The organism is uncultured Lacinutrix sp. (assembly GCF_947500325.1).
Taxonomy (GTDB): domain Bacteria; phylum Bacteroidota; class Bacteroidia; order Flavobacteriales; family Flavobacteriaceae; genus Lacinutrix.
The window spans coordinates 506,892-527,107 of sequence record NZ_CANMRQ010000001.1; the positions used below are offsets into that span (position 1 = coordinate 506,892).

At 30.7% G+C, this 20,216-nt stretch carries 19 protein-coding genes; 2 read left to right on the forward strand and 17 right to left on the reverse strand.

The window, feature by feature from the left end:
* Positions 1 to 16: 16 nt before the first annotated feature.
* Entirely contained in the window at positions 17 to 802 is a 786-nt protein-coding gene (locus tag Q0997_RS02320) for a cupin domain-containing protein (protein WP_299884038.1), read from the forward strand.
* Between the two features lie 79 nt (positions 803 to 881).
* On the opposite strand, the gene Q0997_RS02325 is transcribed toward Q0997_RS02320, so the two are convergent.
* From Q0997_RS02325 to Q0997_RS02340, 4 genes are all read right to left on the reverse strand, one after another.
* On the reverse strand, positions 882 to 1,028 hold the full coding sequence (locus Q0997_RS02325; protein WP_299884040.1) for a hypothetical protein: 147 nt from the start codon (positions 1,026 to 1,028) through the stop codon (positions 882 to 884).
* 402 nt (positions 1,029 to 1,430) lie between these two features.
* Complete coding sequence (locus Q0997_RS02330; protein ID WP_299884042.1) at positions 1,431 to 2,192, reverse strand: LytTR family DNA-binding domain-containing protein; 762 nt, start codon at positions 2,190 to 2,192, stop codon at positions 1,431 to 1,433.
* A 43-nt stretch (positions 2,193 to 2,235) separates the two neighbouring features.
* Positions 2,236 to 5,376 carry a sensor histidine kinase gene (locus Q0997_RS02335; RefSeq protein ID WP_299884044.1) on the reverse strand — a complete coding sequence of 1,047 codons (3,141 nt, stop codon included), beginning with the start codon at positions 5,374 to 5,376 and terminating at the stop codon, positions 2,236 to 2,238.
* 173 nt (positions 5,377 to 5,549) lie between these two features.
* Entirely contained in the window at positions 5,550 to 6,512 is a 963-nt protein-coding gene (locus tag Q0997_RS02340; RefSeq protein ID WP_299884047.1) for an endonuclease/exonuclease/phosphatase family protein, read from the reverse strand.
* A gap of 79 nt (positions 6,513 to 6,591) precedes the next feature.
* Between Q0997_RS02340 and hflX the strand changes: the two genes are divergently transcribed.
* Positions 6,592 to 7,821, forward strand: a complete 1,230-nt coding sequence (gene hflX, locus Q0997_RS02345) for a GTPase HflX (protein WP_299884049.1) — start codon at positions 6,592 to 6,594, stop codon at positions 7,819 to 7,821.
* Positions 7,822 to 7,873: 52 nt separating this feature from the next.
* Here the strand turns inward: hflX and Q0997_RS02350 are convergent, their stop codons facing one another.
* The 13 genes from Q0997_RS02350 to sufB form a co-directional block, all read right to left on the reverse strand.
* Positions 7,874 to 8,827 (reverse strand): DUF3078 domain-containing protein, encoded by a 954-nt coding sequence (locus tag Q0997_RS02350; protein ID WP_299884051.1) that lies wholly within the window; start codon positions 8,825 to 8,827, stop codon positions 7,874 to 7,876.
* Between the two features lie 135 nt (positions 8,828 to 8,962).
* On the reverse strand, positions 8,963 to 9,466 hold the full coding sequence (locus Q0997_RS02355; protein ID WP_299884053.1) for a DUF2480 family protein: 504 nt from the start codon (positions 9,464 to 9,466) through the stop codon (positions 8,963 to 8,965).
* 8 nt (positions 9,467 to 9,474) lie between these two features.
* The gene (locus Q0997_RS02360; protein ID WP_299884055.1) at positions 9,475 to 9,801 is read right to left on the reverse strand and encodes a DUF59 domain-containing protein; all 327 of its coding nucleotides are present in this window, start codon (positions 9,799 to 9,801) and stop codon (positions 9,475 to 9,477) included.
* A 1-nt stretch (position 9,802) separates the two neighbouring features.
* A complete protein-coding gene (locus Q0997_RS02365; protein WP_299884057.1) occupies positions 9,803 to 10,228 on the reverse strand; it encodes a SufE family protein in 426 nt (141 codons plus the stop codon).
* A gap of 46 nt (positions 10,229 to 10,274) precedes the next feature.
* Entirely contained in the window at positions 10,275 to 11,078 is an 804-nt protein-coding gene (locus tag Q0997_RS02370; protein ID WP_299884059.1) for an META domain-containing protein, read from the reverse strand.
* A gap of 82 nt (positions 11,079 to 11,160) precedes the next feature.
* Positions 11,161 to 12,216 (reverse strand): zinc metalloprotease, encoded by a 1,056-nt coding sequence (locus tag Q0997_RS02375; protein ID WP_299884061.1) that lies wholly within the window; start codon positions 12,214 to 12,216, stop codon positions 11,161 to 11,163.
* A 491-nt stretch (positions 12,217 to 12,707) separates the two neighbouring features.
* Entirely contained in the window at positions 12,708 to 13,760 is a 1,053-nt protein-coding gene (locus Q0997_RS02380; protein ID WP_299884063.1) for a zinc metalloprotease, read from the reverse strand.
* Between the two features lie 412 nt (positions 13,761 to 14,172).
* Positions 14,173 to 15,387, reverse strand: a complete 1,215-nt coding sequence (locus Q0997_RS02385) for an aminotransferase class V-fold PLP-dependent enzyme (RefSeq protein ID WP_299884065.1) — start codon at positions 15,385 to 15,387, stop codon at positions 14,173 to 14,175.
* Entirely contained in the window at positions 15,387 to 16,700 is a 1,314-nt protein-coding gene (gene sufD, locus Q0997_RS02390; protein ID WP_299884067.1) for a Fe-S cluster assembly protein SufD, read from the reverse strand. Before sufD ends, Q0997_RS02385 begins: the two co-directional genes overlap by 1 nt.
* Positions 16,701 to 16,703: 3 nt before the next feature.
* Entirely contained in the window at positions 16,704 to 17,456 is a 753-nt protein-coding gene (sufC, locus tag Q0997_RS02395) for a Fe-S cluster assembly ATPase SufC (protein WP_299884069.1), read from the reverse strand.
* Between the two features lie 4 nt (positions 17,457 to 17,460).
* On the reverse strand, positions 17,461 to 17,877 hold the full coding sequence (locus Q0997_RS02400) for a hypothetical protein (protein ID WP_299884071.1): 417 nt from the start codon (positions 17,875 to 17,877) through the stop codon (positions 17,461 to 17,463).
* A complete protein-coding gene (locus tag Q0997_RS02405; RefSeq protein ID WP_299884072.1) occupies positions 17,877 to 18,755 on the reverse strand; it encodes an N-acyl homoserine lactonase family protein in 879 nt (292 codons plus the stop codon). The genes Q0997_RS02400 and Q0997_RS02405 overlap by 1 nt, the downstream gene beginning before the upstream one ends.
* A gap of 10 nt (positions 18,756 to 18,765) precedes the next feature.
* Positions 18,766 to 20,214, reverse strand: a complete 1,449-nt coding sequence (gene sufB, locus Q0997_RS02410; protein WP_299884074.1) for a Fe-S cluster assembly protein SufB — start codon at positions 20,212 to 20,214, stop codon at positions 18,766 to 18,768.
* Between the last annotated feature and the right edge of the window lie 2 nt (positions 20,215 to 20,216).

Consider the following 20,216-nt stretch of genomic DNA (forward strand, 5'->3'; position numbering starts at 1 on the left):
GCTAAAAAGAAACTAAATGAATATTAAAACTATAACAATAATTTGGTTACTATTTCTAAGTTCAGAAATAATAAATGCTCAAAATAAATTACTTGAACCCATACTTCTAGATAAATCTACATTATCAGGAGTTGGCTTAAAAAAAGTAAACTTAAAAGATGAACCAGAAAAAGATTTTTATCAAAAACAATTATATAAAGGAGAAGATATAAGTGTGTATGTTGTTTCTACTGAAACGTGGAACAATAATTTTAAAAATTTTTGGTTTGATGAGTTTATATATATGTATCATGGAGAGGCAGTAATCAAACCGAAAAAAGGGAAAGTTCAGTTATTTCATTCAAATGATTATTTTTTTGCCCCTAAAGGTTATACTGGTGAATGGGAAATAAAGGCAGGAAACAATCTTCATTATGAGTTGTCTGTAATTACAACAAAAAGAGCAGATTCATCTTTTATATCAGAAAATTTAGAACACAAGTTATTCAAAAAATCTACGCTTTCTGGTGCACATATTAAATTAGATAATGACGGGAAATATATAGAAACCCTAAGAAAAGGTATAGAGTTAACAGTGAGCTTAAAAGCAGAAAAACCTTCTCAATGGAAAATAAAACAAGCAAAAGAAATGTTAATCCAAATATTATCAGGTCAAGTAACTATAAAAAACCTAGAGGGAATTGAAAAGACTTTTTATAGTGGCGATTTTTTTATTATACCCAAAGACCTCAGTGGAAATTGGAAAAGTGAAGGGCATGGACTTGTTAAATATTTAGCTATTGAAAAAACTTTAATAGAATAACCTAAATTAATCACTATCGTTAATTCATACTATAATACAAACGGATTAAAATCTTTTAACCCGTTTGATTAATTGATACTTATTGTCCGTGTGTGTATGTATATACAAAATCTCCGTCTATTCTATAAATAGGATCTAGTTCTGCACTACCTCCATTAATTTTACTAATTGTTTTATTAGATAAAATAGCTTTTTCTTTAAAATTCTTTAATAACGATTTGCTCATGGTTTATTTTTTATGTGTTGTCTACTCTATTAGCTTTTCGACTTCCGCTTTACTTTATAAAAGTAGCCAGTTATACAGGGATAATTTTTGAAAACTTTTTGAAATGATGGTCTCAACTTCTAAAAAGCTAGATTAATAAATTTAATACTGTAGATAAACTAAAAAAGGCCCACATAAGTGAGCCTTTTTCCGCTATTAATCAATAAGTTTAGTAACTAGATTAAGGAAATCATAGCACTAACTAAACTTAGAAATGAGTAACCAGCTCATTTCAATTACAAATGTAGTTGAATACCAGTGTTTTGCGATATGATGTGTAATAAATGGTGCCTTTTGTGTAATAGGTGGCTTTAAGAGAACTTGATAATGAAAAAATGTAGTAGTTTGCTTGTTAAAAATAGCTTATTTTATTTTAAGAAACCGGTGTAATTGGTCTTGTCTTCTTTTGGCTATTGGTAGCTGTTCACTATTCTCCATAACACAATAGTTTCCTCCAGATTTATTAATGCTTAAAACTTTAGTAAGGTTAATAAGATAGCTATTATGTATTCTAAAAAAGGTATTAGCATCTAACATTGTTTCGTATTCTCCAAGGTTTTTAGTAGCAACTATTTGCTTGTTACCTTTAAGATTGAAAATAGAATAGCGCCCTTCAGATTTGATATAAATAATGTCTTCTATTTTAACAAAATCTATTTTGTCTTTAGAAGGAATTGCTATTAAATTTAGAGGTAAATTATTATTGGTAACTGTTCTGTATAAGTTTTGTACTTGATGTCTTTCTGTAAATTTATGATGGCTAATATCTAAGCAAGCCTTTTCTACAGCTTTAATAAGTTGATCTATTTCTATTGGTTTTAAAATATAATCAACAGCATTATATTTAAAAGCTTTAATAGCAAATTCATCGAATGCAGTAACAAATATTATTTTTGTTTCGTTAAAAGTAACTTCTTCTAGTAAATCGAATCCTGTACCTTGATCAAGCATGATGTCTAAAAACAAAAGTTCAGGCTTAAGTTCGTTAACTAAAGACACGCCTTCACTCTTTGTTGTGGCTTTTCCAATAATATTTATATCTGGACAGTATTGAGTTAAAAAATGGACTAGTAAGTCTACATTATTTACTTCGTCATCCACAATTATGGCATTTACTTTTGTCATAGCGAAAACTTAAGGGGTTGACTCTAAGTTAAGTAAATTTATTTTAAGTAGTGATTTTTTCTAAAGATTTATTAGTTAACGGAATCCTTAAAATAGCTTTGGTTCCTATTGCATTTCCATTAATGTCCACAAGGTCAATTATTTCCCTGCTAATTTTTTCGTTCATTATTGTATTAGAAATAGAAATACGCTCATTCATTATATGTGTTGCCCATGATTTGTGTTTGCTATCTCTTTTTGCTTTTAGCTCTTGTGCTTTTTTACGGCCAATACCATTATCAATAACTTCTCCAATAAGAAAGTTATCTTGTTTTTTAAAATTGATAGTCAGTTTTAAATCTTCTTTCATAGGTGTTAACCCATGGATTAAGGCATTCTCAATTATAGGTTGAAATAGCATACACGGTATACAATGATCACTTACATTTAAATTGCTGTCAATATTTAATTTAATATCAATACGATTATTAAGCCTTAAGTTTTCTAATTCTAAATACGATTTTAAATATTCAATTTCATCTTTTAAAGGAATATACTCTGTATTACTCATGTCCAAAGTAATGCGTAGCAGTCTCGAAAAGGCGCTAAAGTATTTATTAGCTTCTCGTTCTCCTTTTAATATCATGACGCTTTGCATACCATTAAGTGTATTAAAAATGAAATGAGGATTCATTTGAGCACGCATAGCTTTAGCTTCTAATTGGAGTATTTTGTTTTTTTGCTCGTATTGAATTTTTAATCGTTTTCTCTTTCTATTATTTTTAATTGTAAAGAAAAGAATTAGTGCTAAAAAATTGAGAGCAATAAACCAATATTGTTTATAGAATATTTGTTTAATAACTATCTCAAAATTAAGCGTATTAGTTTCATTTCCATTAGATGAAAATCCGCGAACTTCTAAGTTATAATCACCTGGATTTAAGCCTCTAAATTGAAGTGTGCTATAATTACCTAGATTAATCCATTCATTAGAATTCTCTTTAATGCGATATTGATATATGTTTTTGTCGGGATTTAATATATCATTAATTGCAAATTTAAGCGTAAGATAGTTTTGTTGGTTAGGAATAATAAATTTTGATACTGTATCTCCTACAGCAACTACTGTTTTGTTGGCTTTTATGTCTTTATCATATAATTCGTATTCTGCTAAAAATATAGTGTGCTTTTCTTGATTTATTTTAGCAATGTTTTTAGGGCTAAAACTATTCACCCCATTTAAACTTCCAAAATAGAGGTCTCCATTAGAACATTTAAAGGCAGATTTTATATTAAATTCATTATGTGTTAAACCATCTTTTTTATAGAAAGACTGAATAACATCTGTTGTTTTATTTAATCTAATTAACCCATAATAAGTTCCTATCCATAAATTTTCATTTTCTTCAATTATTGAAGCTATATTATGATTTAGTAACCCCGAATTTATTGTGTAATTCTTATACGAATAATCTACCGGATTCACTTTTTGTAAACCATTATCCGTGCCTAACCATATAATGTTTTCACTATCTTCATGAATAACTTTAACGGTATTGTCTATTAAGGGAAACTGTTCATTGTCTTTATTAAAAGATATGGCTTTGCCAGTTTTTGTATTGACTCTAACTAGCGCATGTTCTCCATCAGTTGAAATCCATAAGTTAGATTTATCGCGATTTTGATAAAGAACTTTTATTTGAGTTTGATCAAGATTAATGGTCTCGCTTAAATTACTAACATTTTTGAATGTTTTAGTATGTAAATCAAATTCATAAAGACCAATAGACGTTGCTAATAAAAATGTTGCATCTTTTATTGGTAATAAATCAAGAATATTAATCGTTTTAGTAGGGAAATTATATGTAGTAAAACGATCTTCTTTTAAATTGTAATGAACTAAAGTATCGCTATAACCAAAAAACCAATATTCGTTATCGTTTGGTTTATAAAAATTATAAGAAAGCGCAGTTACTAGATTATGCTTTTCTTCATCTTTTATATAACTAACTTTCTCAAAAAAACTAGAATCTTTTTTTTTGTTAAAAATACCATTATAAGTTAAAATCGTTATATCGCCTTGAGCGTTTTCAGTAAGTCCACGACAACTAACGTTTTGCTTTTCTAAATACTTCCTAAAACCTAATCCGCTATATCTTAAATTACTTATACCATATTCTGTATGTAACCAGAAATAGCCATTTTTGTCATATAGAACATTGTTAATTCTGCGTTTAAACGTGAATCTTTCAACCTCACTAAGAGTAAATGTTTTATTTTCTTTTTCTAGCCTAAAACCAACTAGATTATTTTCATCTAAACTTATAAAATTAAGAGTGTTATAGAAATTTGCACTAATGTTGTTAGGTATAAACTGGGCTTGTTTATACGGTAATTGAATAATTTGTCTGTCTATTTCTGCTAAATATTTATAAAAGTATTGTTCTCCATTAAAGTTATAGTACCCAGATTCGTTTTTGGCAAGTACAGAACCATTAGGAATGAGTATTGTAGACGTATTTTCTTTAATTCCAAAGGCTTTATTTGTATCAAACATAAAATAGCTTAAACCATCAATTATATGGTACCACTTATTATTTTGAACAACAATAAAGGAGTCGTCTTTAAGAATTTCAACAATCTCCATTTTAGATATTGGAGTCCGTAATTTTTCTTTACTAGTGTATTTGCTTTTAAGAAGTTTAGTGTAGATAAGCTCTGCTTTATTAGTATAGCAGTATACATAATTCTTATCTGTTCCTAACCATAAATTACCTTTAGAATCTTCTTTTACAGAGGTGAAATTAACAGTTAAGTTAGACTCTGGATAATTAGTGCTAATCCATTTAGACTGTTTAGTTTTTAAGTCTAGAATACTAAAACCACCATCAGTACAGGTTAAAAGTTTGTTTTTTGATGTTTGGGCAAAAGCATTGGTAGTTAAAATATTTACATCTTTTGGAGTATTGTATTTAAAAAAATAAGAATTTTCACCTCCCATTTCTTTTACTATCCCATTGTATGTAGAGTACCAAAGAAACCCATGGTCATCAATAAATAGTTTTTTAGGTAAAAATGTACTATAATTATTGTTGTTTATTTCTATTGTGTTTATCTCATGCTCTTGAGCTATTACTAAATTAGCATTTATAAGAAAAGCTAAAAAAAGTATAGACTTAGAAATAAAACAGGGTTTAAAAATCACTATAAGCTATGAATTATAGAGTTATTATTGACATACAAATTAAACTTTATAATTAATAAAAAAAATTACCGTGTAATAATCGGGTCGAATTTGGTTATAAATGATTTTGTACTTATCTAAAAAGTTTATAGTCAAATATTACTATTAAAGTTTTAATGAGAGCGACTGTATTTTTATTTTTTTAGTATCATATATACTGGAAAATGATCACTATATCCACCTTTATAACGCTTTCCAACATAGGTTCTATATGGACTTCCTTTATACTTTCCATCAAACTCTTTTAAAAAATCTTCATCAAAAATATTAGCGTCTACATAACGAAGCGTATTTTTTTTACGTTCAAAAAAATTATGAGTAATTAAAAATTGATCAAACAAATTCCATTTTTGATGGTAACTTGTAGTGCCACGATCATGAGACATTAGTGTTTGCATAGGGTTAAACAATCCATGGCTTAGTTCTAGAGCCTTAATACTTTTACTGGATGGATCATCGTTAAAATCTCCCATTACAATCACTTTAGCATTTGGATCCTTTTCTTTTAATTCTGAGATAACTTCTGTAACTTTTTGAGACGCTTTTAGTCTTTTATATTCGGTTTCTACATCACCACTACGCCTAGAAGGCCAATGGTTTACTATTAAGTGAAGTTCTAATCCTTCAAATAAGCCACTAACTAATAAAATATCTCTAGTATAATCCACATCACCATCTTCATCTAATAAATCTACAGTAAACGTTTTAGAAAAAGCAACTTTAAATATTGTTTCATCGTAAAGTAATGCCACATCAATTCCGCGTTCATCAGGAGAATCATAGTGAACAAATTTATAGTTATACTCTTCTAAATGTTTTGAAGCTACTAGATCTTTTAATACATCTTCATTTTCAACTTCTGCTAATCCAACAATAGCAGGGTGCTTTTTGGTGTCTTTTTTTCCAATATTAGAAATAGCATAACCTATTTTACGAAGTTTGTTTTTATAACGTTTAATAGTCCAACGTTTTTCAGAAGTTGGAACAAAATCATCATCACGTGTTAACTCATCATCATAAATATCAAATAAGTTTTCAATATTATAAAAAGCGATAGCATGTCTTTTTACTTTAGATTTAAAGAGATTTAATTTCAATACTTTTGGTTTTAATGGAGTTAAAAATAGCAAATTTTATCTGCTTTCAATTGTTTAACTTTGTGCTTTAAATGTATTTATGCTAGAAAAGAAAGACATAGAATTAGAAAGTGCAGTACTTATAGGTGTTGTAACTAGAGATCAAGACGAAGATAAAGCAAAAGAATATTTGGATGAGTTAGAATTTTTAACCTTTACTGCTGGTGGAGAAGTAAAAAAAAGATTCATGCAAAAAATGGATATGCCTAACCCTAAAACCTTTATTGGAACAGGGAAAATGGAAGATGTACGTCAATTTATAGAAGATAATAATATTGGTACTGCTATTTTTGATGATGAATTGTCTTCTGCTCAAGAACGAAATATAAGTAAAATACTTAATTGTAAAGTACTAGATAGAACTAATCTTATTCTAGATATTTTTGCGCAACGCGCACAAACAAGTTATGCTAGAACACAAGTAGAATTGGCGCAGTGTGAATATTTATTACCGCGTTTAAAAGGTATGTGGACTCACCTTGAGCGACAAAAAGGTGGTATTGGTATGCGTGGTCCTGGAGAAACAGAAATCGAGACAGATAGACGTATTGTCCGTGACCGCATTTCTTTATTAAAAGCCAAAATTAAAACAATAGATAAGCAAATGTCTGTGCAACGCGGTAATCGTGGTAAAATGGTGCGTGTTGCTTTAGTAGGTTATACTAATGTTGGGAAATCTACTTTAATGAATACGGTAAGTAAAAGTGCTGTTTTTGCAGAAAATAAGCTATTTGCAACTTTAGATACTACGGTTAGAAAAGTAGTTATTCAAAATTTACCATTTTTATTAAGTGATACGGTTGGATTTATAAGAAAACTGCCAACACAATTGGTGGAAAGTTTTAAAAGTACATTAGATGAGGTTCGTGAAGCCGATTTATTATTGCATGTTGTAGATATATCACACCCTAATTTTGAAGACCATATTGCATCTGTAAATAAGATTTTAGGAGAAATACATAGTAGTGATAAACCTACCATTATGGTCTTTAATAAAATTGATGCTTATAAGGCGAAACCATACGATGAAACAGATTTAATAGTAGAACGTACCGAAGCACATTATTCGCTTGCAGAATGGAAAAAAACATGGATGAATAGAGTAGGAGAAAACAATGCGCTGTTTATTTCGGCTTTAAATAAACAAAACCTTGAAGATTTTAAGAAGCGTGTTTATGATGAGGTTAGAGACATACATATAACTCGTTTTCCCTATAATCATTTTCTATATCCAGATTATGATTATAATAATATGGCTAATGAAAAATAAAAAAAGGCGAAACATATGTGTTTCGCCTTTTTTATTAACGTGTACTTTGTGACTATAAGTTATAGCTTAAACCAAGTACCCAGTATGTTTGTAATTTATTATCTACATTTCCAAAAGTTGGTACTGAAGTAGTTAATTGGTCTGCGGCAGATAAGTTATTAAAACCTGCAAAGGCAGCATTTAATGCTTCTTGTTTATTATTTCTTAAACCAAAATCAAAACCTACACCAATTCTCTTCCATAAAGTATAACCAAAAGAGTTTATCCAAGTCCAGTTAGATAAATCTCCAGATTTGTAACTTTGAAACGTTGAGAAGTTAGATTTGAAGCTAATAGCTCCAAATTGACGTGTATAATCTGCAACAATTTTTGCCCCTAAAGATGATTCGAAAACAGCATCGTTTTTAGCAAAAACAAAGTTGTAGTTTAATGGGTGAATAACCACGAATAAATTTTCTAATGGGTTCCAAGTAGCACCAACACCTAAATCTAAATAGCCAGGATCATTAAAATTATTTAAAATAGTCGTTCTATATTCTCCTAAAGCAGAAATAGCAAATGTTTTACTAATATTTCTACCATATAAAGACGAAATATTAAAGACATCTGTAGCTTCTCTAAAATCATCGCTATCTGTTGGGTCATCTCTATCGTCTAATTTAACCCATGCAAGGTTAATGTTTGCAGAGTTTCTCCAGAAAAATTTCTCTTGCTTTAAATTAGCAAAACCATTTACAGTAAATCCTAAGTTAGCAGAGTTGTTATTAGGAGAACCTTGAGAATACCAATTGTTAAATTGAGAAAGACTTCCTCCTATAGTACCAAATGCACCTTTTGTCCATCCTGGTAAAGCATCTATCTGGGCTTGTAAAGCATCAGCTTCTGCTTGAAATTTATCAGCTTCTGCTTGTTTTTCAGCTTTTTGAGTTTGAAGCTCATCTTTAGTTTGCGCATTTATTGAAAATGTACCAACTATAAAAGCAGATAAGATTATTAATTTTTTCATAATTGTTGATTTAATTTTTAATTGTTGATTTTCTAAAACGAAAACAAAGATAGACTTTGTACGAATTTTACCAAAAACAGAACAATATTATAACTAATTGATAGTCAGATATTTGATTAATATATCGTGAAGTAGTTAACGTTTAAAAAGTGGTACAGAAGAGCACGCTTCTCCATACATAAGTGACTTGGCTATAGGTTTTAATTTTTTAATGGCCATAGTGTAAGCGTTTACAGGCACTGGCTTATTGGCACAGCCCTTTACAATAATGGGTTTGTCTCTATAAGAATCTATATCAATTTCATTAATAATATCTTGGTAAATTGAGGTCTCTAAATCCTCTAAAGAACCAATTATTGCTTTTTCGACAAACGGTTCTAAATTAACGACCAAAAGCATAAAAGCCCAAGCGGGAATAATTGCATCTGTAGAACAAGTTATGGCTATATATTGATTTTTATGTTGAGACCAATTATAGTTTTTAACTTGTTCACGAAAGTCTTTTTCTCGTAATACTAAACCTTCGTATAACCAATCTTTAATATCAAATAGTCTGCGTTCTCCTTCAGGGTATAAATCTTCAAGATCAAATACCATTAGTTTACTATTCGCTACGCGATTTACTATTTCATTTGCCATAATAGAATTTAAAGCATTCCTAATTCTAATTTAGCTTCTTCACTCATTAGGTCTTGTGTCCAAGGTGGATCGAAGGTAATTTCTACTTCTGCGTCTTTAACATCTTTAAGTGATTTTACTTTTTCTTCAACTTCTAATGGTAGCGTTTCTGCTACAGGACAATTAGGCGTTGTTAACGTCATTAAGATTTTTACATCGTAATCTTCATTTACAAAAACATCATAAATTAATCCTAATTCATAGATGTCTACTGGTATTTCAGGATCGAATATGGTTTTTAAAACCTTTACTATTTTTTCACCAAGTTCTATAGTGTCTATTGTTGTATCGCTCATTTTATTTTAACTGTGTTTGGTATGCTATAGCATACATTTTAAGTTGCTTTATCATACTAACTAAACCATTTGCTCTTGTAGGTGATAAGTGTTCTTTTAAGCCAATTTGATCAATAAAATCGGTATTAGCCTCAATAATATCTTTTGGGTGTTGATTAGAAAACACTCTAATTAAAATGGCTATAATACCTTTTGTAATTATGGCGTCACTATCTGCCGTAAAAGCAACTTTGTCTTCAAGCATTTCAGCATGAACCCAAACCTTACTTTGGCAACCTTTAATAATATTGTTTTCTGTTTTATATTGGTCGTTAATAAGAGGTAATTCCTTTCCTAAATCTATCATATATTGATAGCGTTCTTCCCAATCTTCAAACATTGAAAACTCATCAATAATTTCTGCTTGTATCTCTTGTATGCTTTGCATTTGTATTATTCGTTTTACAAATGCAAAATTACGGAAATCTTTACATCTATTGTTTGGTTTCTTTAGCAATATTTAAAACCATATTTATTAAAGGGGCAATATCTTTATGTGGGTTACCAGCATCAAATGGAGGAACGTCATAAGTATTACCATCTTTAACAATAGTAAAGTTTGTAATTGGTGCACCATCATATTGAAAAGCCTTAGAAGGTGCCTCTAATGTGCTTAAGCTTTTTAAATTATAATCTGAAACCATGTTCATTAGCTTACTCCAATCTTCATTAGAACAGCTTTTTAGAGTTGGTTTTCCATTAACGTTATCTTGTACACTTATAGTTTTATTATCTAAAATTATTTTTTTAAAACTACCTCTTGTATGTGCTCTGTATGTTATAGTAGTATTGTTATCTTGTGCCATTTTCTCTTCTGTATTCTTTTTAGCAGTAAGTAATTCTGTAGCGCCTTTTAAAAGTGTAATAGTATTATTTTCAATTTTAAAATGTTCTGTTTTTTCTAAACACTTTAGCATTTTACTTTCTAAAGTGTTACTACCTTTCTCACACATTTTTTCTGTATAACTAAGATCTTTAAATGTTAAATTGTTATTGTTAACAACATAGCTTCCCGTAAAGGTATTACATCCTAAAAAACCAGATACTCTTTTAGAACTATCATTAAATTTAAGTGTTAGTTTTTGGGCTAGGCCTTCATGAACATCTAATTTGGTAACAGTAAATAAACCATTAATAGGATTTTGATCCTTATTGTTTTCTGCTATGTTTGCAGTAGATTTTGTACTACCGCAAGCATTAAAAATGATAGTAAAAAATAGTATTGTAATTGTTTTCATCGTCATTGTTTTTTTCTAATATATATAATAATACAAAAAAGACGCCAAAGTTGGCGTCTTTTTATATTTATGTTTAATAATACTAGTTTCCTGATAAAGAAGCTCTTGATGCGCCAGGCTGTAAAACAGCTCTCATACGAGATTTTTGACCTTCAGAGAACATAGTCATACATGCATCATCAGTGTAATCCATGTAATTCATTGTCATATCATTAGAACGACAATTAACTGTTGGGTAAGATGGGCAACCGTAGTTAGGAGCATCAGAACTTGGTGTATCTGCTACGAAATCATCTCTTTTACATCTTCCATCACCCCAAATATGGCGTAAGTTTAAGTAATGTCCAACTTCATGAGTTGTTGTTCTTCCTCCATCAAATGGTGCAGAAACAAAACCTTGAGTTCCAAAATATTGAGGAGATACTACTACACCATCTGTTGCAGAAGCTCCACCTGGGAATTGTGCATATCCTAATATTCCACCACCAATGTTACAAACCCATATGTTTAAATGAGTCTCTGGTGTTACAGGAGGATAAGCTACTTTCATAGCATCGTTAGTTCCCCAAGACGCTTGAGAATTAGAATGTCTAAATGTTCCTGCTAAAGAGAAAGTAATTTCACTATCTGCAGCCAAACCAGCAAATTCAGAAGGCGTTTGGTTAGCATCACTATTAGTTTTTCTAAAATCGTCGTTTAGTACGTTCATTTGTGAGTTAATTTGAGCATCACTAATGTTTTGTTGCGAATTGCTATAGATAACATGTACATAAACAGGAATGTTTACTACGCCTAAATTATCTGTTGGAGGTGGTGTAGTACCGCCACCACCGTTTGGATTTCCACCGTTACCATTTCCAGGTTTGTTAGCAATAAAGTTACGTGTGTTGTATTCTATGTCGTACATTTTTTTGTGCAGTTCTTTGTCTTCATTTAGTAACCTATTAAGGTTTACCATAGAATAACATGCAGTTTTCCCTTGTGCAAGTCTTGAGTGTTCATCTGTATCGGCATCTGTATAAAGGTAAAAGTCAGACATATCTACTTTAGATTGATCTTGAAGTTCTTCACTTTTATCATCATTACATGAGGTGAATAAAAAGGCCATTGCAGCCATACTTAGGATTAATTTTTTCATAAAAAGTTAGGTATTTAATTATAATTTTGACGAATATATATATTTTAACAGAAAAAAATATTGAATTGATAAAAAAATCATTCGTTTTTCGATAAATAACCAGCTATATAGATGTATGGTAAAAATATTCGATAAAGCGTATTTTTGTAAAACAACTCAAAAAAAAAAGCATTTTATCGACGAAATACTTAGTAAGTGAATTTAAGTGTCCTTAAGAGTTTTTATAATAAATAGCGTCTTATTTTTTTATGTTTAAACTAAGATATTTACCTGTTCTTTTTGAATTGTATAAGTAAAAGAAGTTCTAATAGTTCTTGGTGTCTTAAAGAAATATATTAGTTGTATACAATAGTATCGAGTAAGAAGAGTAATGTTTAATTATCTAATAAGTGTGATCAAATATCATTAATACCTTTTAAATAAAAGCTAATGACTAAGGTTTTGTAGCGCTGTAGGTACTAAAATAACCAATAAAATATTTTTTTTGTCGATTAATTTCCAGATAAAGAAGCTCGTGATGCTCCAGGCTGTAAAATGGCTCTCATACGAGATTTTTGACCTTCAGAGAACATAGACATACAAGCATCATCAGTATAATCCATATAGTTCATTGTCATATCGTTAGAACGGCAGTTTTTAGTTGGGTAAGATGGGCACCCGTAGTTAGGTCCGTCTGATGTTGGTGTATCTACTACAAAATCATCTTTTTTACATCTTCCATCACCCCAAATATGTCGTAAGTTTAGATAGTGACCTACTTCATGAGTTGCAGTTCTACCTCCATTATAAGGCGCAGAAACAAAACCTTGAGTTCCAAAATATTGTGGAGATATTACTATACCATCTGTTTCAGATGGGCCACCAGGAAATTGGGCGTAACCTAATATTCCATTACCAATGTTACATATCCAAATATTTAGGTGAGTATCTGGTGTTACTGGAGGATAAGCAACTTTCATTGCATCATTAGTACCCCAAGACACTCTAGAATTAGCATACTTATATGTTCCTGCTAAAGAGAAGTTGATTTCTGTATCTGCAGCCAAATCAGCAAATTCTAATGGTACTTGGTTAGCATCACTGTTAGTTTTTCTAAAATCATTGTTTAACACTGTAATTTGAGAATTAATTTGTGCGCTACTTATATTTTGTTGTGAGTTACTATAGATAACATGTACATAAATAGGAATGTTTACCACTCCTAAATTGTCAACTTTAGGAGGTGTATTTCCTCCGTTGTTAGGATTTCCTCCATTACCATTACCGGGTTTTTTTTTAATAAAATCACGAGTATTGTATTCTATGTCATACATTATTTTATTTAACCCTTTGTTTTCATTTAGTAATCTGTTAAGATTTACCATAGAATAACATACAGATTTACCTTCAGCAATTCTTATTGGTTCTTCAGAATCGGCATTTGTATATAGATAGAAACTAGACATATCTATTGCAGATTGGTCTAGAATTTCGTCACTATTATCGTCATTACATGAGGTGAATAAAAAAGTAATAGCTACTATGCCTAGGGTTAGTTTTTTCATAAATACCAGGTATTCAGTTGTAATATTTGACCAATATATGTATATTTTAACTAAAAAAATGATGAATTGTTAAAAAATAAGCTTTTATAAATACAATAAATGATATAGTTGTATTGAATGACGCTAAATATAGATGCACCTGCTATAAAATTATCCAGGCTAAAACATATATAACAAAAGTTTAAATAATGCCTCCTTTAAGCGTTTCTGTACACTCGGAGCCACCACAATCTTGCTATTAAACAATCTCTAGATAAACTTCTTTAAGGCATTTAAGTAACTTACATTCTATAATGTTAAGGTAGGATGTTAAAGTGTTTTTTGTTAGTTAATTAATGCTAAGCAAAAGATAATATTATAAAAAGTGCTTCGTTAGGAAAAAGATTTTAGACCACTTTTAAATGAAATAAGACTAAGAAAGCATCATTTTTGCTTTTTTAACAGCTTCAACTAAAGTATCAATTTCCTCTTTGGTATTGTAAAAAGCAAAAGAAGCACGAATAGTTCCTGGAATTTTGAAGAAGTCCATAATAGGTTGCGCACAATGATGTCCAGTACGAACGGCAATACCCATTTTATCTAATAAGGTACCAACATCATAAGGGTGAATGTTTTCTATATTAAAACTAATAACTGACGTTTTGTTTTTAGAAGTGCCATAAATTTTTAAGCCTTCAATATCAAGTAACTTTTCTGTAGCATAGTCCAGTAGTTCGTTTTCGTAACTAGAAATTGCATTAAACCCAATACTATTCATATAATCAATAGCAGCTGCAAAAGCAATTCCACCACAAATATTTGGTGTTCCAGCTTCAAACTTATGTGGTAAACCAGCATAAGTCGTTTTTTCAAAGCTAACAGTTGCAATCATTTCTCCACCACCTTGATATGGTGGTAGTTTTTCTAGCCATTCTTCTTTACCATATAGCATACCAACTCCAGTTGGTCCACAAATTTTATGAGCAGAAGCGACGTAAAAATCTACATCTAATGCTTGAACATCTGGCTTAATATGTGGACAAGCTTGTGCGCCATCTATTAAAACAGCTGCGCCAACTTGATGGGCTTGTTTTATAATTGATTCTATAGGATTGATGGTTCCTAAAGCATTTGAAATATGATTTACAAAGACCAATTTTGTTTTATCAGATAATAGTGCCGAATAGGTGTCCATTTCCAACTCACCATTTAAGTTCATTGGAATAACTTTTAATATAGCTCCAGTTTTTTCACATAGCATTTGCCAAGGCACAATATTACTATGGTGTTCTAATGCCGAAACAATAATTTCGTCCTCTTTTTGTAGTAATGAAGTAAAACCATGCGCTATTAAATTAATACTCTCTGTTGTTCCTGAGGTTAGTATAATTTCGTAAGCGTGTTTAGCATTAAAATGGTTTTGTATTGTATTACGTGCCTGTTCGTATTTATCTGTTGCTTCTTGACTTAAAGAGTGAACACCTCTATGAATATTTGCGTTATAGTTAGTGTAATAGTCTACAATAACATCAATAACTTGCTGAGGCGTTTGAGACGTTGCAGCATTATCAAAATACACTAGTGGTTTACCGTTTACTTGTCTATTAAGTATAGGAAAATCTTGCCTTATGTTTTTTATATCTAGCATTAAAGATCGAAACCAATATTTACTCCTAATTTATTAGCAATTAGTTTGGTAATGCGTTGTTTTAATTCTGGAATTTTAACCGAGTCTAAAACATTATTACTAAAAGCGAACATTAATAAAGCTCTGGCTTCTTTTTCTGGAATACCACGTTGTTTCATATAAAACAAAGCACTTTCGTCTAATTGACCAATAGTACAACCATGAGAACATTTTACATCATCTGCAAAAATCTCTAATTGAGGCTTAGTATTTATAGCAGCTTTATCACTTAATAAAATGTTATTATTTGCTTGAAATGCGTTGGTTTTTTGCGCTTCTTTTTCAACAATTACTTTTCCATTAAAAACACCTGTAGAGCTATCTGCGAAAATACCTTTGTAATCTTGATGACTTTCGCAATTTGGTTCTATATGATGCACTAAAGTATTATGATCTACATGTTGTTTGTCACCAATAATGGTAATGCCTTTCATTGTAGAATCCATATGTTCACCATTTTGGTAAAAGTTAAGATTATTACGAGTTAATTTTCCTCCAAAAGAAAATGTATGTACAAAACAATTTGTTTGCTCTTTTTGCTCAACAAATGTATGATCTATTAAAGATGCATTTTGATTATCATTTTGAACTTTATAATAGTCTACAATAGCGCGTTTATTTGCAAAAATTTCAGTGACACTATTAGTTAATACAGGATTATCTGTTAAGCTTTGGTGGCGTTCTATAATTTGAACATGAGAATTCTCTTCTACAACAATTAAATTTCGTGGTTGTAATAAAACTGCCGATTCATTTCCTGTAGAAAAATGAATAATTTGTATTGGTTTTTCTACAGCTTTATTCTTTGGGATATATATATAAGCGCCTTCGTTTGAAAAAGCAGTATTTAAAGATGCTAAACTATCTTTTGTTGCAATCTTATTAAAATAATTTTCAATTACAGGCTTGTATTTATCTTTGTTTAAAGCAGAAGACATTAAGCAAACGTCAATACCATCATGAGTGACTTGAGATAAATGAGATGAATATTTCCCATCAATAAAAATAATTTTATACGTATCTATATCGTGAATAAAATATTTTTTTATGTCTTTATATTCTAAGGCATTTTCTTGCTTTGGGAATACACTGTAATCATGTTTTAAAACACTGTTTAATGAAGTATACTTCCAAGCTTCTTCTTTTTTAGAAGGAAAGCCAGTATTTTCAAACGTCTTTAAAGCTTCATTTCTAATGTCGTGAACAGGCGAATCTACGTCTACACGATTTTCGAATGCTAAAAATGAGGTTACTAATTTTTCTTTTAAATCCATTGTCTAAGCGTCTACTTCTTCTTTAATCCAATCGTAACCTTTTTCTTCTAACTCATGAGCTAGTTCTTTTCCTCCAGATTTTACAATACGGCCATTATATAAAACATGTACAAAATCTGGTACAATATGGTCTAATAAACGTTGGTAATGCGTAATTACAACTACAGCATTATCTTTGGATTTTAATTTGTTAACACCATTGGCAACAATACGAAGCGCATCAATATCTAAACCAGAATCGGTCTCATCTAAGATGGCTAATTTTGGTTCTAACATTGCCATTTGAAAAATCTCATTACGTTTCTTTTCTCCACCAGAAAATCCTTCGTTTAATGAGCGAGATAAGAATTTGCGATCTATTTCTAAAAGTTCAGATTTTTCACGAATCATTTTAAGCATGTCCTTAGCAGGCATATCTTCAAGGCCTTTAGCTTTACGCGTTTCGTTTATAGCGGTTTTCATAAAGTTCGTTACCGAAACTCCAGGAATCTCAACAGGATATTGAAACGATAAAAAGATGCCTTTATGTGCACGTTCTTCTGCAGCTAATTCTTCTAGATCTTCACCTTCAAGAATGATTTCGCCTTTCTCAACTTCATACTCTTCTTTTCCTGCTATAACAGAAGCTAATGTACTTTTTCCAGATCCATTTGGACCCATAATAGCATGTACTTCTCCTGCTTTTACTTCAAGGTTAATTCCTTTTAAAATAGACTTATCTTCAACACTTGCGTGTAAATCTTTAATTTGTAACATATGTTTATTGACCAATTTTAACGACTTCGTTTTGTTTTGGATCTAATTTTTTGACGTTTATAATTTCTTTTATTTCAACTCTATATGGCCAACCTTCCTCTGCTTCAGGTTTTGGTATTATTTTACCTCTTATTTCTGCCATGATACCATCTGTAGATTCTTTTCTATGCGATGCTCCCATTTTATATAATTCTTGCATTTTGTCATCTATAACAACACCATAAACAGAATTTCCTACTTGTAATACAGCTGCATCAGCAAAATAAATGAATTCGCCTTTCAATAAGGTTAATCCGTCGCTTTGTTTTTCAGTTTTTTCAGGGCCATCTGCACCAATAGTTGTTGTTTCGGACTTCGTTTCATTTTTACAGCTTGTAAAAACAAAAACACATAAAAGTAATATTAAAATATGCTTCATCATTATTTTAAGAATTTAGGATATTTAGGTAATTTATTAAAATCTTCTACAGAATGTTGAATGTAAACTTTTGCATTGGTTTCTTTAGCAAAGGCTTCAAAAGCATCCATACTTTTTAATGTTTGATCTACATTAAAGTTGAAACTAGGTACACCACGATTGTCTCTATTTTCTTGTAAATGATATAAATCTCCAGTAAGTAAAATAGAACCAGCTTCAGCTAAATTTAAATATAATACTTGATGACCAGGTGTATGTCCTGGCATAGATTTTATAATCACTGTGCCATCGCCAAAAACATCATGATCACCATTAAGCTTTTTTACTTTTGTTAATGTCGCTATTGGAGGATAATTGTCTCCTTTTTTTTGTTCATCACTAGTGATAAAATTATATTCACTTTCTTGAACTAACCATGTTGCCTCTGAAAATTTTGAAGCAGATCCAGTGTGATCAAAATGAGAGTGTGATAATGCTATGTAATTAAAATCTTTTGGTGTTAAATTCAAAGCTTTTAATTGAGAGACTATTGAATCTTTTCTAGATACTGTAAAAGCGCCATTTGGAGTGGTAAATGGTTCTTGCCCAACTAAGCCTTCTGCTAAACCTGCATCCCAAAGTAAACGGCCATTAGGGTGCTCAACAATGTAAAAGGCATCTGCAAAAGTTTTCGATTGTCCTTTAAAGGCATCGTCTTGCGCAAAAATCTCTAGTTTATTTACTAATACATTACCGCCATCTAAAGTATATAGTTTTACTTCAGTTTTTTTAAGTTCAGCTTCTTCTTGTGCTGCATTATAACCATCTTCTACTCCCTTTTTAAAATCTTTACAAGATATGAAGCTAATGATAAGTATTAATAACAGAATTACTTTTTTCATAACGATTAATTTATCCAACAGAGCCTTCAAGACTAATTTCTAAAAGTTTTTGTGCTTCAACAGCAAATTCCATTGGTAATTTATTTAATACTTCTTTACTAAAACCGTTTACAATTAAAGCAATAGCCTTTTCTGTGTCAATACCACGTTGGTTACAATAGAAAATTTGATCTTCACCAATTTTACTAGTAGTAGCTTCGTGCTCTATCATAGCCGTTTTATTCTTTGCTTCTATGTATGGAAATGTATGTGCACCACATTCATTGCCCATTAGTAAACTATCGCATTGTGAGAAATTACGAGCATTGTCTGCACGAGAACTTACTTGTACTAATCCACGATATGAATTTTGAGATTTTCCTGCAGAAATTCCTTTAGAAATAATAGTCGATTTGGTGTTTTTACCCAAATGAATCATTTTAGTTCCAGTATCTGCTTGTTGGTAATTGTTTGTTACTGCTATAGAGTAGAATTCTCCTACAGAGTTATCTCCTTTTAATATACAAGAAGGATATTTCCATGTTACAGCACTTCCAGTTTCTACTTGTGTCCATGAGATTTTTGCGTTTTTCTCACATAAGCCTCTTTTGGTTACAAAATTGAATACACCACCTTTTCCTTCAGCATTACCTGGATACCAATTTTGTACAGTAGAATATTTTATTTCTGCATCATCTAAAGCAATAAGCTCCACTACAGCAGCATGTAATTGGTTCTCATCACGACTTGGTGCAGTACAACCTTCTAGGTATGATACATAACTACCTTCGTCTGCAATAACTAGCGTTCTTTCAAACTGCCCTGTTCCTGCTTGGTTTATTCTAAAATAAGTTGATAGCTCCATTGGGCAACGTACTCCTTTTGGAATATAACAGAATGATCCATCACTAAACACTGCAGAGTTAAGTGCAGCATAAAAATTGTCTTTAGTTGGAACAACTGTACCAATATATTTTTTTACAAGTTCTGGATGCTCTTTTATAGCTTCAGAAATACTCATAAAAATTATTCCCTTTTCTCCTAATGTCTTTTTAAAAGTAGTTGCAACAGAAACAGAATCTACTACAACATCCATAGCGACATTGGCTAATTTTTTTTGCTCATCAATAGAAATTCCTAATTTTTCAAACGTAGCTAAAAGTTCAGGATCTACTTCGTCTAAACTATCATATTTTGGTTTGCTATTAGGTGCAGAATAATATGATATAGCTTGAAAATCTGGTTTTTCATAATTAACATTTGCCCATTCAGGCTCTTCCATCGCTTTCCAAACTTTAAAGGCTTCTAGTCTCCATTCTGTCATCCATTCTGGTTCTTCCTTTTTCTTAGAAATTGCGCGTACAATATCTTCATTTAAGCCAACAGGAAAAGTTTCAGAGTCTATGTCTGTATAAAAACCATATTCGTACTCTTTGGTTTTAAGCTCTTCTCTTAAATCGTCTTCTGTATATTTACTCATTT

What these genes read in the sequence shown, in the direction of transcription:
- Q0997_RS02405 (WP_299884072.1), bottom strand. Translation starts at nt 18,755, where the DNA reads ATGAAAAAAGTAATTCTGTTATTAATACTTATCATTAGCTTCATATCT.
- Q0997_RS02375 (WP_299884061.1), bottom strand. Translation starts at nt 12,216, where the DNA reads ATGAAAAAATTAATCCTAAGTATGGCTGCAATGGCCTTTTTATTCACC.
- Q0997_RS02360 (WP_299884055.1), bottom strand. Translation starts at nt 9,801, where the DNA reads ATGAGCGATACAACAATAGACACTATAGAACTTGGTGAAAAAATAGTA.
- Q0997_RS02350 (WP_299884051.1), bottom strand. Translation starts at nt 8,827, where the DNA reads ATGAAAAAATTAATAATCTTATCTGCTTTTATAGTTGGTACATTTTCA.
- Q0997_RS02355 (WP_299884053.1), bottom strand. Translation starts at nt 9,466, where the DNA reads ATGGCAAATGAAATAGTAAATCGCGTAGCGAATAGTAAACTAATGGTA.
- Q0997_RS02325 (WP_299884040.1), bottom strand. Translation starts at nt 1,028, where the DNA reads ATGAGCAAATCGTTATTAAAGAATTTTAAAGAAAAAGCTATTTTATCT.
- sufB (WP_299884074.1), bottom strand. Translation starts at nt 20,214, where the DNA reads ATGAGTAAATATACAGAAGACGATTTAAGAGAAGAGCTTAAAACCAAA.
- hflX (WP_299884049.1), top strand. Translation starts at nt 6,592, where the DNA reads ATGCTAGAAAAGAAAGACATAGAATTAGAAAGTGCAGTACTTATAGGT.
- Q0997_RS02320 (WP_299884038.1), top strand. Translation starts at nt 17, where the DNA reads ATGAATATTAAAACTATAACAATAATTTGGTTACTATTTCTAAGTTCA.
- Q0997_RS02400 (WP_299884071.1), bottom strand. Translation starts at nt 17,877, where the DNA reads ATGATGAAGCATATTTTAATATTACTTTTATGTGTTTTTGTTTTTACA.
- Q0997_RS02370 (WP_299884059.1), bottom strand. Translation starts at nt 11,078, where the DNA reads ATGAAAACAATTACAATACTATTTTTTACTATCATTTTTAATGCTTGC.
- sufC (WP_299884069.1), bottom strand. Translation starts at nt 17,456, where the DNA reads ATGTTACAAATTAAAGATTTACACGCAAGTGTTGAAGATAAGTCTATT.
- Q0997_RS02330 (WP_299884042.1), bottom strand. Translation starts at nt 2,192, where the DNA reads ATGACAAAAGTAAATGCCATAATTGTGGATGACGAAGTAAATAATGTA.
- Q0997_RS02365 (WP_299884057.1), bottom strand. Translation starts at nt 10,228, where the DNA reads ATGCAAAGCATACAAGAGATACAAGCAGAAATTATTGATGAGTTTTCA.
- sufD (WP_299884067.1), bottom strand. Translation starts at nt 16,700, where the DNA reads ATGGATTTAAAAGAAAAATTAGTAACCTCATTTTTAGCATTCGAAAAT.
- Q0997_RS02385 (WP_299884065.1), bottom strand. Translation starts at nt 15,387, where the DNA reads ATGCTAGATATAAAAAACATAAGGCAAGATTTTCCTATACTTAATAGA.
- Q0997_RS02380 (WP_299884063.1), bottom strand. Translation starts at nt 13,760, where the DNA reads ATGAAAAAACTAACCCTAGGCATAGTAGCTATTACTTTTTTATTCACC.